We start from the raw sequence: 12,635 nt of genomic DNA on the forward strand, positions 1-12,635 counted from the left end.
ATGCGCTATTATAATGGGATTCGCATGTCACCGTGGCTCACTATGAATTTTGCCTGCACATTTCCGCTTCTAGCCCGAGTTAGTGGTTTTTCTCGATTCGTAGGCCGCCGGTTAATCAATGATCGCTGCTTAGAAACGGCAGGCAGCTTGACCTTTACGACATTACTGGCTGTTGTACCGCTTTTTACCATCGCACTGACACTCGTTTCAGCCTTTCCGATGTTTGGCATCAATGTAAGTCGCTTTCGCGGCTTTATTCTGAACAATCTGGTTCCCGATGCCTCTGGAAAAGTGATTGGTGTCTATATGCGCCAATTTGCCGACAACGCCGATAGCCTCACCACCATGGGCATGATTGGTTTGCTGGCCACAGCACTACTGATGATGTTTACCATCGAAAAAACGTTCAACACCATTTGGCGCGTCAAACGGCCTAGAAAATTACTATCCCGCACAATGACTTACTGGGCCACGCTCACCCTGGCGCCGCTACTCATCGGTTTGAGCCTTTCAGCGACCAGTTGGATATCCCAAAATGCGGGGCTAAGTGGACTGAATTTCCCACTTTTAAAAATCTCATCGCTTTCGCTGATGTTTGTGACGCTAAGCTTGCTCTACCTCACACTACCCAATTGCTTTGTGCCACGCTCTCATGCACTAACCGCAGCCCTACTCGTTAGTGCGGGTTTAGAGCTGATGAAAATTTTATTTGGCTTGTACATCAAACAATTCACCACCTATAACTTGGTTTACGGTACGTTTGCTAGCTTTCCGATTTTCTTGATCTGGTTGTATTTGTGCTGGGTACTTATTTTAGGCGGGGCAGTACTTTCAGCCACACTTTCATATTGGTACGGCAACGGCTGGCGCTGGGACAATCACCACGGTACGCGCTTTGAACAAGCAGTACGTATCTTAGCCGCTTTGGCGACCGCGCATCAAAATGGGCAACTGATGCACATCAATCAATTACGTCGAAAAGTTGAATTGGGCGTCGATGTAACGCAAGAGATTCTTGAGCTGATGACGACCAAGCAATGGGTCGAATCAACGCGCGACGGGGAATGGGTATTGGCCAGCTCAGCTGAGTTGATCAGCTTACTGGCGGTCTTTGAATTGGTGGTGAGTCCACTCAATAGTGATGTAGAGAGCGGCCTAGAAACTCGCCTAGAAGCCGCCCGTTCGAACTTAAATCTTAGTCTTGCCGATTATTTAGCATCCGTTTCGCAACCAGAAATCAAAGCAGCATCAATGGCTACTTCAGGCAACTCACCGATATAAGCCTCACCCAAAGCGCGCAAGAGAATAAATTTGATTCGTCCAGCATCGACTTTCTTATCTTGCGCCATCAAAGCCTTGTAGCGATCGTGCCCCAATGCTGGCGAAACCACTGGCAGACCTGCACTTTCAATAAGGCTAATCACCCGAGCGATATCGCCATCATTCAAGTGACCTAAGGCGCGAGATGCATAAGCTGCTAAGACCATGCCAGCAGCCACCGCCTCACCATGCAACCAAGTGCCATAACCCAAACCAGCCTCAATCGCATGGCCAAACGTATGACCTAAATTAAGTAGCGCACGTTGGCCATTTTCTTTTTCATCGGCAGCAACAATACGCGCCTTATTTTGACAACAGCGCTCAACCGCATAAGCAATCAATTCTTTATCACGCGCCATCAAGCCGACAATATTTTGCTCAAGCCAAACCAAGAAATCCACATCATCAATTAAGCCGTACTTGATGACTTCCGCCATACCTGCAGAAAATTCACGTTGCGGCAGCGTGTCAAGCGTACTTAAATCAGCGAGCACCAACTTAGGCTGGTAAAACGCACCAATCATATTCTTACCCAGAGGATGATTGATTGCTGTTTTACCGCCAACCGAAGAATCAACCTGTGCCAATAAAGTAGTTGGAATCTGAATAAAAGGGACACCGCGCTGATAGACTGCAGCTGCAAAACCAGTCATATCACCAATAACACCACCACCCAATGCAATCAACGTGGTCTTACGCTCTGCACGCTCAGTAAGTAGCGCATCAAAAATGAGATTAAGACTATCCCACGTTTTAAATTGCTCACCATCAGGCAACACAATTGATTGGCACTCTACATCGGATTGCTCAAGCAAGCCCACCAGACGGCTTAAATACAAAGGGGCAATCGTCTCATTGGTTACAATAGCCACCCGCTTTTGCGCCAACAAAGGCAAAATGCTAGCGACTGACTGTAATAAATCTTGACCAATCAAAATTGAATACGGCGCGTGATCAATATCAACGTTTACGATGCGGCTCATGGCTGGCGTTCCAATTCTTTCAGTAATAATTGCAATAGGGAATTTACAGTTTGCTGGCTGGTATCAATGACCAAGTCTGCAACCTCACGATAAAGTGGGTCACGTATCTCATATAACTCCCTGAGCTTGCCAAGCGGATCTGCCGTCTGTAACAAGGGTCGGTTCTTATCGTGGCAGGTGCGGGAATATAGCTCTTCTGGGCTGGCGCGCAGATAAATCACATAACCATTACGGCGCAATAGTTTGCGATTATTTGGATTTAAAATAACTCCACCACCGGTTCCGAGTACGATACCTTGCAATTGCGTTAGCTCCGCAATCGACTCAGCTTCACGCTCACGAAATCCACTTTCACCTTCGATCTCAAAAATCATATGAATCTTGGCACCGGTGCGGGCTTCGATATCATGATCAGAATCATAAAAAGTTTTTTGGGTCGCACGCGCTAGGGCACGCCCTACGGTCGTCTTGCCAGCCCCCATTAGGCCGACTAAATAAAAATTGCCTGGCATTCTCATGCCAGGCATTTTACTTGAATATGTACTTCTTAGCGAGTTGAGCGAAACATCAAATCGATAATTAACGCAGAGTAAGATCAGACTCCAAAACACGCGGGGTCAAGAATATGAGCAACTCACGACGAACTTTATTGACGGCCCTATTCTTGAATAAATTACCTAAGTAAGGAACGTCACCAAGTAATGGAACTTGAGTAACCGTATTACTATTGTCTTCAATGTAAATACCCCCAATTACTACAGTACCACCGCTCTCGACCAACACTTTAGTCCTAATTTGTTTGGTGTTAATTGCTGGGCCATTCAGGGTATTTTCACCACGGCTATCTTTATTAACCTGAACTTCCATAAAAACACTGCCATCTGGCGTTATTTGTGGTGTGACTCGCAATGACAGAGTTGCTTTTTTAAACTCTACTGTCGTGGCACCATTTTGAGATGAACTAGAGTAAGGAATCTCTTGACCATCTTCAATCACAGCCTCAACTTGATCCGCCGTCACCAATCGTGGGCTAGAGATAATTTTTAGTTTTCCATCCTGTTCTAGCGCATTTAACTCTAAACCTAAAATACCATCAGAGCCCGCAATAAGCATAGCTATAGAACCAGGGGAAAAGCCACCAATACCGGCGGCAGGCAAGTTAAGTAAAGGCTTATCTCCCGAAATTGCAGGACCTGGTACGGTCGATCCATCAGAGTTTGTATATGTTTTTGTAGTTAAACCACCACCAATTGCGGTATTATTTTTAGCAAAAAGACCACTTAATTTCACACCTAGATTACGCTGAAAACCATCTTCAGCCTCCACAATCCGTGACTCAATCATAACTTGCCGAACAGGAATATCAATTTTTGCAAGCAATTCACGGATTTGCTCAAGTTTTGCAGGAATGTCTTGAACTACAACTTGATTAGTACGTGGATCGATTACCGCAGAGCCGCGTGGAGATAAAATTCGTTGCTTCTCATCACTCAAAATAACTTTCAGTGCATCGGCTTTATGATATTTAAGCTGGAAGAACTCAGTGCGAGTTGGCTCTAGCTCCGAAATTTGCTTACGACTTTCAAGCTCAGATTTTTCCTTAGCAGCAAGTTCATCGCGCGGAGCAATCCACATTACATTGCCAGTTTTACGCTGATCCAAACCTTTTGCTTGCAAGATAATATCCAAGGCTTGATCCCATGGAACATCTTTCAAACGCAATGTCAAAGCGCCACCGACAGAGTCACTCGTAATGATGTTCATACCAGTAAACTCAGCAATAACTTGCAGAACTGTTCTTACTTCAACATTTTGAAAATTAAGTGATAGCTTCTCGCCTTTAAAATTAGCTTTTGACGCCACTTTGTCTTTACTTTGTGACGCATCACGAACTTCAACCACAAAGCGATTTTCAGTTTGGTAAGCCGAGTACTCCCAGTTTCCTTTAGGCTCAATCATCATCTTGACTGAATCACCCTGTGCAAAAGTTTCAACTTTTTGAATAGGGGTGCCAAAGTCCGTAACATCAAGTCGGCGCTCTAAATTTTTAGGTAACGCCGATTTCGGAAATTCAACAACCAAGTTTTTACCTTGTTGACGAATGTCGATTCCCACATTTGGGCTCGTCAAATCGATAATGACCTTACCTTCGCCGCTGGAGCCACGGCGAAAGTCGATATTTTGTATACCTTCTCTCTTCCCACTTGGTTTCGTCTCTGCAAACTGAGTGTTTTTCTGTGCAGGCGCACTACTAGCAGCACTACCAGTACCAGTTGAAGCGGCATCAACAGTAATGAATAAAGAATTACCATCAACTTTGGTTTCATACCCAGCCAACTTCTGCAAATTAAAGACTAATCGTGTGCGACCTGTCCCTTCTGCAACATTTAGGGTACGAAGAGCGGCACCATTCACCTGAACTGTATTTTTGCCTGTCTGATTAGCAGTGTTTGCAAAATCAAATGCAATTCGTGGTGGTGTGTTAACAGAGAAACTAGTTGGCGTCGGTGGTACGTCGTTGAATGTGAGCTTAACTATTTGCTTGTCAGCACTCACAGTACTGACTTCAATATTAGTTATACTTGCAGCATCGGCCGCAAAAGCTAAAGGCACCCAAAGACTCAATGCAACTTGGCTTAAACGAGTTACGAATTTTTTGATTTTCATTTTTTCTGCTCCGCATCATCCAAGCTCAAACTAGTGGTTCGCTCAACCCAATCACCACCACTATCTTCGACAATTTCTTTTAAAGTAACTTCAGTCTCTGAAACTTGAGTCACCATCCCAAAGTTTTGCCCCATATAGCTACCCTGTTTAACACGGTATAGATTTCCGTCCGGGGCTCGAACTAGAGCCTGTACTATTTTTCCCTGCTGCAAAGTACCCACCATACGCAGCTTCTCAAGGTCATAATTCTCTAAAACTTCTTTAATTCGATTCGTATTCGGGGCTAACCCGCTTCCACCTCCTTTCTTTGCCAGTTCCATCTTACTAGCACGAAATGGATCAGGAAGTTCAAATGCATTATATGGAAATGCAACATAGACTTTTGCTTCAGGCAAAGGCTCTACCTTACCTCGCAAGCCTTTTGACTCTTCAGTCATCCACTCTTTCAAATCTCCGTGTTCTTCACCAAAACAGCCAGTAAGACCAGTGAATAACAACACGTAAAGGAGCCATCTTTTCACAATTTATTCTCCGATAGACCTTTATTTTTTCTTCTTACGAGCTTCAGCTTCAGCTTGCTGAATTGCCTGTATCTCTGCTTCATCTAATGCACGATATGTTTTGATGGTTGCTTCCATTGTTAATAGCTGATCCTTAGCGCCTATTAGCTTTACATCAGTCAATATAACAATCCGAGACAACTGAGCAATGTCACTTACAAAGGCAGCTAAGTCATGGTAAGAGCCGGTGACTTTGATGGCAATAGGGCCCTCAACAAACTCCGCAGTCTTAACCTCAACACCAGGCTTAAATAACTCAAACAATAAACCACGACCAACACCGGCCTGATTAATCTCGGTCAGCAGCGTCTCCATCTCAGAGCGATTAGGTAATTGTTTTAGCAAGGCACCAAATGACTGCTGGATTTCTAACAACTGCTGTTTGTACTCTGCCAAATTAATGGCCCGTTTCTTTTTATCAAGATAGTCAATTTTTAACTGTTCTTCAGTTGCTTTTGCAGCTGTCAACTCTTCCATTTGTGAACTCCACAAATAGAAGTATCCACCTGCAATCACTAAAACCAAAACCAAAACAAAAGATGAAATCTGAACCTGTGCAGGCCAATTCCCAGCATCTTTTGGGTCTAAGTTCCTTAAGTCATCCATTGTCATGATTGACCCCGTTTAACTGCGCTTGCAGTTGCTTCTGTTGCCTCATCTACACGAGTCAATTTCACATTTAAAGTGAACTCAGATAGACGCTGATTCCCTACTGTTGCTGATTTAGCTTCAATCAACAGCGGTTGCTCAAATGTAGGAGAATCATTCAAATTTCGCATTAAGGTAGACACACGAGCGTTAGATTGAGCATAGCCAATCAGTACTAACTGATCGTTAGTTTGTTTAACATCTTTCAAATAAACGCCCTCAGGGACCTGCCGAGTTAATTGATCAAGTAAATGAACCGTTTCTGTTCGATTTGACTGTAAACGCTCAACAATTTTTTTACGATCAAGTAACGCTTGTTTTTCAGCCTTTAGCTTGTCAATTTCGGCGATCTCACGATCTAACTTGGCATTTTCCTCAGTTAAAAACTGATTTCTGTCAGCCTGAGTATCAATTTTTGCTGAAAGTACCATGTACCCAGCCAAAACGACACCGGCGGCGGCAAGAAAAGATACGATCAACATCGAGACATAGCGACGTTGCCTTGCAATTCTTTTTTGCTCACGATGCGGAAGTAAGTTAATTCTAATCATACTGGGTCAAACCTCCGCATAGCCAATCCACATGCAATTAACAGTGAAGGTGCATCTAATTGAATTTGCTTACCTTTAACTTTCCCAGTGGACATGCTAAAAAAAGGATTTGCTCTCATCGTACTCGCTACTTGAGTACGACTCGACACTGCCTCATCCAAACCATGAATGACACTGCAACCGCCAGCGAGCAAAATGTGATCCACTGAATTGTAATTACTTGATGTATAGAAAAATTGCAAGGAACGAGATATTTCCAGAGCCATTGTGTCCATAAATGGCTGCAAAACATCTGGTTCGTAATTGTCAGGCAAGCCGCCTTGGCGTTTTGCTTGTTCAGCCTCTTCGGCTGACATATTAAATTTTCTTTGTATTTCTTGGGTCAATTGATTCCCAGCATAACCTTGATCTCGGCTGTAAATTGACTGTCCATCTTTAAAAATATTCATATGCATTGCTGTTGAACCAATGTCTACCACCGCAACAATTTGATTTTCACCCCCGTTAGGAAGTTGTGGACGCATTAGTTCAAAAGCCGCTTGAGTTGCATAAGACTCAACATCCAATACGACAGCTTTCAGGCCTGCCTCTTCAATTGCAGCAACTCGCTCGTCAACTTTATCTTTTTTTGCAGCAGCAATAAGCACATCTTCTTCTTCAGGATTGTTAATTGCAAATCCTAAAACTTGAAAATCTAAATTGACTTCATCTAAGGAAAAAGGAATGTATTGATTTGCCTCAGTTTCAACTTGACTTTCCAGCTCTCGCTCGCTCATTCCAGCTGGCACAAGAATTTTTTTGGTAATCACAGCGGATGCTGGCAGAGCAGCTGCAACATTTTTTACCTTCGTCCCCATGCGTCGCCACGCATTTCGTATGGCAAGAGCTACGGCTTCGGAATTTACGATATTATTATCGGTGACCGCATCTTTAGGGAGTGGCTCAATTACGTATCGTTCAAGGCTAAAATTGCGCCCTGCTTGGCTCAGCTCCACCATTTTCACGGCCGACGAGCTGATGTCCACACCGATTAGTGGTGGGGCTTTCGGTTTTAGAAAATCGAGGTTCAACGCAATATTCCCTATTCTAGTTGGTAAAAAATCCTATCAGCCGACACTTACTCCTGTAAAGTAAGCTAGATCTCAATCTCTTTTTTTGCAACATCTAAATAAAACCCGTAAATTACAATAACATCAAACAATCGACCCTGCTGACATGGCAAAAAAACTATTTTTTACGGTACTCATTGCAATACTCGGCTTGGCTTTTATGGCTGTAAGCATCGCCGCGCTCGCGATTATAGTGACCTACCCCAAACTACCATCATTAAACGCGCTGACTGACTACAAACCCAAAATACCGCTACGTATTTTCAGCGAAGATAACGTACTAATTGGCGAGTTTGGCGAGGAAAAGCGCGCGTTCACGCCAATTAACCAAGTCCCTCCACTCATGATTAAAGCCCTGCTTGCGGCTGAAGATGAGCGTTTTTACCAGCATGGTGGCATTGACTATATTGGCGTACTTCGTGCGATTGGCGGCAATTTAATTTCTGGTCGCTCACAATCAGGAGCAAGTACAATCACGATGCAAGTGGCCAAAAATTTCTATCTTTCAAATGAAAAAACCTACAGTCGAAAATTTAACGAAGCCCTTTTGTCGTTTAAAATTGAACACAATTTATCGAAAGATCAAATTCTAGAACTGTATCTGAACCAAATTTATCTGGGCCAACGCGCGTACGGTTTCTCTTCCGCAGCCCAAATTTACTTCGGAAAAGAACTTAAAGATCTAAGTATTGCTGAGTATGCAATGCTGGCTGGCCTTCCCAAAGCACCTTCAGCCTACAACCCTATTGTGAATCCTAAACGGGCCACATTGAGGCAAAAGTATGTTTTGCGCAGGATGACTGAATTAAGTTTTATTAACGAAGCAGAATATAAGGCGGCTTTAGAAGCAAATCTAACCTACAAACGTAGTAATCAACAGTACCCTATTCATGCCGAATACGTAGCAGAAATGGTTCGGCAAATGATGGTTAAGAAGTATCAAGACGCCACATATACTCAAGGCTTCAAGGTCTATACCACAATTAACAGTCAGGCTCAGCAAGATGCCTATACCGCACTAAGATCTGGCATCCTTAATTACGACAGCCGCCATGGTTACAATGGACCAGAAGGCTTTATTGATGCAGCCTTACTCAATGCGCAACAAGAAGAACCGCTCGATGAAGCACTCAGCAATATAAAAGAAGCAGATGATCTTAGGCCTGCGATTGTATTAAGTAGCAATACCAACCTTGTCACTGCTTATTTGCACGGGGGAGAAAAGATCAATATTCAAGGTGACGGTCTACGTTTTGCAAGAGGCTCATTATCTGAAAAAAATCCACCGGCAATTCGAATCAGGCCAGGAGCAATTATTCGCGTGATTGCCACTGAAAAAGGATGGGTTATCTCCCAAGTCCCTAAGGTAGAGGGCGCAATAGTCGCCATGGATCCAAATAACGGCGCAATTCGTGCCCTTGTTGGGGGCTTTGACTTCAACAATAGTAACTTTAACCATGTCACCCAAGCGTGGCGTCAACCCGGCTCTACATTTAAACCATTCGTATACTCTGCAGGCCTAGAGCGCGGCATCACACCCGCTACTATGATTAATGATGCGCCACTAGTCATTGAGATGAATGGGCAGCGCTGGGAGCCAAAAAATTACGACGGCAGTTTTTCTGGAATGACGTCTGTGCGACGAGCACTTACTTTTTCAAAAAACTTAGTTTCTGTTCGAATTCTCCAAGCCATTGGCGCTGATTACGCACAAAAACACATCACTCGATTTGGTTTTGATACAAAACAACACCCTGCCTACCTAACCATGGCGCTCGGTGCGGGGAGTGTAACGCCATTACAAATGGCTGAGGGCTATTCAGTATTTGCAAACACGGGTTATCGTGTACGTTCGTATTACGTAGATCGTATCGAAGATTCTCGCGGCAAGGTAGTTGCAAAAACACAGCCAGAAATTGCAGGCAAAAATGCGCCTAGAACGCTTGATGCAAGAAATGCTTTTATTATGACATCCATGATGGGCGATGTTATTCGTATGGGTACTGCGACAAAAGCAAAAGCATTAGGAAGAAATGATTTAGCAGGTAAAACAGGCACAACTAACGATGCATTTGATGCTTGGTTTGCAGGCTTCCATCCCAATTTGGTTGCTGTTACTTGGATTGGATTCGATCAGCCAAAAAGTTTAGGTGCAAGGGAAACTGGTGGCGCTGCAGCACTTCCGATTTGGGTCAACTTTATGAACAAGGCACTCAATAATATGCCAGAATCACCTTGGGAAGTTCCTGAAGGTGTTATCGCGAAAACAACCGAAACTGAGCGCGGGCCAATTACGGAATATTTTTATCAAGAATTCCAGTCTACCAATCCACAACTAGGTTTAAGTGGCGGCGGGGACTCCGATGCTGCACCTATAGAGGAAATTAAGGAGCAACTATTTTAGTGCAAGGTATATTCTCGAAAGTTTAATTAGAAATAAGCTCCGAGCACATACCCACCATGTATTTTTTAGTTCCGCATCATTCAGTGCAAGTGCTAGATTAAGATCTACAATTGACTGGCTAATTTATATTAAGCAAAGATGAGAAGAACATTAATGGCGACGCAAACAAATGCAGCACGAATCGCGCAACGTGCTGCACAACTAATCTGCAACCATCAACAAAGCGACCCTAAACTTGCCAGCCAGCAAGCGATATTAGAATTAGGTTTTTCAAAAAAAGAAGCGCCACCCAGTGCAGCAGAGATTGAAGCAGCAATCGCCGATTATCGCCAATTATTTAGTCCAAACTATGACTTGGATCTGCTCAATTTACGCCAAAAATCATTAGCACTACTCGATTTTTTTAAACAATTTCAGCCTTTTCTAGTTGGCTCTGTCCTCAAAGGCAGCGCAAGCAAACACTCTGACATTAATCTACTTATTTTTTCTGATGACCCAAAAGCTATTGAGATTTTCTTACTCAACCAGCAGATTGATTACAATTGTAAAGAAAGAAAAACCCAGTATCGCCAAACTGATTCACCTGCAATTGCTTTTTGGTTTGATAGCACTCAAGTACACTTACAAGTACTACCAAGCACGGCCCGACATCAAACCACTAAAAAAGTAGATCGTGCCAATTACGAACAGCTCAAACAATTAATTGCACGTAATATGCAAACCGATTGTATTGCAGCAGATTAGATGTGCAGGAAATTTTTATGGCCGAAAAACAATTGCTCACCCCAATCCAGTTAAAAGATCCTACTCCTTATCTAGTCAGCGATCCGAACCAGATTGATTTCACGCTCAAATCATTGGCTAGAAAACCTGAATTAGTATGTTTATATTCGGATAAACATCGCCAGTTATTTGTTTTGAGTGCTATATTAGATGTTAACTTGGAAAATTTAATTTTCGATTACGGCCCTGATTCAGAACTTAATCAGCAAATAGTCACATCAAATAAAATCTGCTGCGTCTCTCACCTTAATAGTGTTCATTATCAATTTGAATTAACAAACCTTCAACAAGTAGAGTTTAATAATCAACCAGCGTTCCAAAGCGCCATCCCTTCACAGATTTTACGATTACAGCGTCGAGACTACTACCGGCTTTCTGTACCTTTATCGACCCCGTTATCTTGCCTAATTCCAATAGGTAATGAGCAAGCTGAAATATCAATTGCAGATATTAGTCTAGGCGGTGTTGGTTTACTCGGCTACTTTCCAGATATTTCGCTAGAAGTTGGCAATACTTTAAAAAACTGCCGCATCGAACTCCCACAAATGGGTGTAATTACAGCAGATATTGAAGTGTGCACTAGCAACGAACAAATCCTTAGAAATGGCATTCGCACCTTACGAAGTGGGTGCCGCTTTTTAAATCTTTCGGGCACTGGACAAACTTTATTGCAACGCTATATTAATCAAATTGAACGAAAACGCTTAACACTAGAATGATTAAAACCTACCCAGTTCCTGATCCAGCTATTGCGCTGCGATCACTTATACGCCAAGTAGATAGTCATAAAGGCCTATATGGAAATGTTGCGGTCATTGGTGGCGCTAATAGCATGATTGGTGCTGCCCTGCTCGCTGGACGTGCAGCACTAAAACATGGCACAGGAAAAGTCAGCATTGGGTTACTCAACGACAATTTTCAAGTCGACCCAGAACAGCCCGAACTCATGGTTTACAAATCGAAGCGACTCATTAAGAATACCTCGCTAACTCATATCCTACTCGGGCCTGGCCTGGGGCAATCTAAAAAAGCAAACACCCTGCTTGAAATGTGCTTACGCACAAACAAACCTTTAATTATTGACGCAGATGGTTTGAATCTAATAAGCAAAAGTCTCAAACTCCAATTATTACTCAAACATCGCCAAGCCGAAACTATCATTACTCCACACCCTATGGAAGCAGCAAGGCTACTGCAATGCGATACTTCAGATATTCAAAAAAATAGACCAGTAGCAATAATGAAGCTACAAAGTATATTTCAATGCGGAGTCATTCTTAAAGGACACGACACTTTAGTTCTAGGTAATAACTCTAAGCTTTTTCAGAATAATACTGGCAATTCTGCGCTTAGCAGTGCAGGACAAGGCGATGTATTAGGCGGTATTATTCTTGCTTTATGGGCGCAAGGATTGAGTCTTATTGAAGCATGCTGTTGCGGTGTTTATATTCACGGAAAGGCTGCAGACACTTGGCGAATTAGCAATTCAGAACGAATCGGTTTAACCGCGACTGAAACAATTGAATTTAGTCGGTGTTGTTTAAATAATTATCTTTAATAAAAAAACGCCCAATCCATTGATTGGGCGTATTAAGTTCAAGCGGTTAATT

General features: G+C 43.1%; 12 protein-coding genes. 5 read left to right on the forward strand and 7 right to left on the reverse strand.

Going from position 1 to position 12,635, the window contains the following annotated elements:
• Positions 1 to 1,281 carry a YihY family inner membrane protein gene (locus K4H28_RS11080; protein WP_221005259.1) on the forward strand — a complete coding sequence of 427 codons (1,281 nt, stop codon included), beginning with the start codon at positions 1 to 3 and terminating at the stop codon, positions 1,279 to 1,281.
• Here the strand turns inward: K4H28_RS11080 and aroB are convergent.
• The 7 genes from aroB to K4H28_RS11115 all read right to left on the reverse strand — a co-directional run bounded on the left by aroB (position 1,209) and on the right by K4H28_RS11115 (position 7,799).
• Positions 1,209 to 2,303 (reverse strand): 3-dehydroquinate synthase, encoded by a 1,095-nt coding sequence (gene aroB / locus K4H28_RS11085; protein ID WP_221005260.1) that lies wholly within the window; start codon positions 2,301 to 2,303, stop codon positions 1,209 to 1,211. The genes K4H28_RS11080 and aroB overlap by 73 nt on opposite strands.
• On the reverse strand, positions 2,300 to 2,815 hold the full coding sequence (locus K4H28_RS11090; protein WP_255573506.1) for a shikimate kinase: 516 nt from the start codon (positions 2,813 to 2,815) through the stop codon (positions 2,300 to 2,302). The genes aroB and K4H28_RS11090 overlap by 4 nt, the downstream gene beginning before the upstream one ends.
• A gap of 67 nt (positions 2,816 to 2,882) precedes the next feature.
• Positions 2,883 to 4,970, reverse strand: a complete 2,088-nt coding sequence (locus K4H28_RS11095; protein ID WP_221005262.1) for a type IV pilus secretin PilQ — start codon at positions 4,968 to 4,970, stop codon at positions 2,883 to 2,885.
• Positions 4,967 to 5,470 carry a pilus assembly protein PilP gene (locus tag K4H28_RS11100; RefSeq protein ID WP_255573507.1) on the reverse strand — a complete coding sequence of 168 codons (504 nt, stop codon included), beginning with the start codon at positions 5,468 to 5,470 and terminating at the stop codon, positions 4,967 to 4,969. Before K4H28_RS11100 ends, K4H28_RS11095 begins: the two co-directional genes overlap by 4 nt.
• 42 nt (positions 5,471 to 5,512) lie before the next feature.
• The gene (locus K4H28_RS11105; protein ID WP_221005264.1) at positions 5,513 to 6,142 is read right to left on the reverse strand and encodes a type IV pilus inner membrane component PilO; all 630 of its coding nucleotides are present in this window, start codon (positions 6,140 to 6,142) and stop codon (positions 5,513 to 5,515) included.
• Positions 6,139 to 6,729: a PilN domain-containing protein gene (locus K4H28_RS11110; RefSeq protein ID WP_221005265.1), complete on the reverse strand. Its 591-nt coding sequence runs from the start codon at positions 6,727 to 6,729 to the stop codon at positions 6,139 to 6,141. The genes K4H28_RS11105 and K4H28_RS11110 overlap by 4 nt, the downstream gene beginning before the upstream one ends.
• Positions 6,726 to 7,799 (reverse strand): pilus assembly protein PilM, encoded by a 1,074-nt coding sequence (locus K4H28_RS11115; RefSeq protein ID WP_221005266.1) that lies wholly within the window; start codon positions 7,797 to 7,799, stop codon positions 6,726 to 6,728. Before K4H28_RS11115 ends, K4H28_RS11110 begins: the two co-directional genes overlap by 4 nt.
• 145 nt (positions 7,800 to 7,944) lie before the next feature.
• On the opposite strand from K4H28_RS11115, the gene K4H28_RS11120 reads away from it, so the two are divergent.
• The 4 genes from K4H28_RS11120 (at position 7,945) to K4H28_RS11135 (ending at position 12,583) form a co-directional block, all read left to right on the forward strand.
• A complete protein-coding gene (locus tag K4H28_RS11120) occupies positions 7,945 to 10,242 on the forward strand; it encodes a penicillin-binding protein 1A (RefSeq protein ID WP_221005267.1) in 2,298 nt (765 codons plus the stop codon).
• 153 nt (positions 10,243 to 10,395) lie between these two features.
• Positions 10,396 to 10,986, forward strand: a complete 591-nt coding sequence (locus K4H28_RS11125; protein WP_221005268.1) for a nucleotidyltransferase domain-containing protein — start codon at positions 10,396 to 10,398, stop codon at positions 10,984 to 10,986.
• Positions 10,987 to 11,003: 17 nt separating this feature from the next.
• A complete protein-coding gene (locus K4H28_RS11130; protein ID WP_221005269.1) occupies positions 11,004 to 11,744 on the forward strand; it encodes a flagellar brake protein in 741 nt (246 codons plus the stop codon).
• A complete protein-coding gene (locus K4H28_RS11135; protein WP_221005270.1) occupies positions 11,741 to 12,583 on the forward strand; it encodes an NAD(P)H-hydrate dehydratase in 843 nt (280 codons plus the stop codon). The genes K4H28_RS11130 and K4H28_RS11135 overlap by 4 nt, the downstream gene beginning before the upstream one ends.
• Positions 12,584 to 12,635: the final 52 nt, after the last annotated feature.

It is taken from the genome of Deefgea tanakiae, assembly GCF_019665765.1.
Taxonomy (GTDB): domain Bacteria; phylum Pseudomonadota; class Gammaproteobacteria; order Burkholderiales; family Chitinibacteraceae; genus Deefgea; species Deefgea tanakiae.

Bases quoted from the DNA above. Each gene is read 5' to 3' on its own strand.
- K4H28_RS11135 (WP_221005270.1), top strand. From the start codon at position 11,741: ATGATTAAAACCTACCCAGTTCCTGATCCAGCTATTGCGCTGCGATCA.
- K4H28_RS11090 (WP_255573506.1), bottom strand. From the start codon at position 2,815: ATGCCAGGCAATTTTTATTTAGTCGGCCTAATGGGGGCTGGCAAGACG.
- K4H28_RS11110 (WP_221005265.1), bottom strand. From the start codon at position 6,729: ATGATTAGAATTAACTTACTTCCGCATCGTGAGCAAAAAAGAATTGCA.
- K4H28_RS11095 (WP_221005262.1), bottom strand. From the start codon at position 4,970: ATGAAAATCAAAAAATTCGTAACTCGTTTAAGCCAAGTTGCATTGAGT.
- K4H28_RS11105 (WP_221005264.1), bottom strand. From the start codon at position 6,142: ATGACAATGGATGACTTAAGGAACTTAGACCCAAAAGATGCTGGGAAT.
- K4H28_RS11080 (WP_221005259.1), top strand. From the start codon at position 1: ATGCGCTATTATAATGGGATTCGCATGTCACCGTGGCTCACTATGAAT.
- K4H28_RS11120 (WP_221005267.1), top strand. From the start codon at position 7,945: ATGGCAAAAAAACTATTTTTTACGGTACTCATTGCAATACTCGGCTTG.
- K4H28_RS11125 (WP_221005268.1), top strand. From the start codon at position 10,396: ATGGCGACGCAAACAAATGCAGCACGAATCGCGCAACGTGCTGCACAA.
- K4H28_RS11130 (WP_221005269.1), top strand. From the start codon at position 11,004: ATGGCCGAAAAACAATTGCTCACCCCAATCCAGTTAAAAGATCCTACT.
- aroB (WP_221005260.1), bottom strand. From the start codon at position 2,303: ATGAGCCGCATCGTAAACGTTGATATTGATCACGCGCCGTATTCAATT.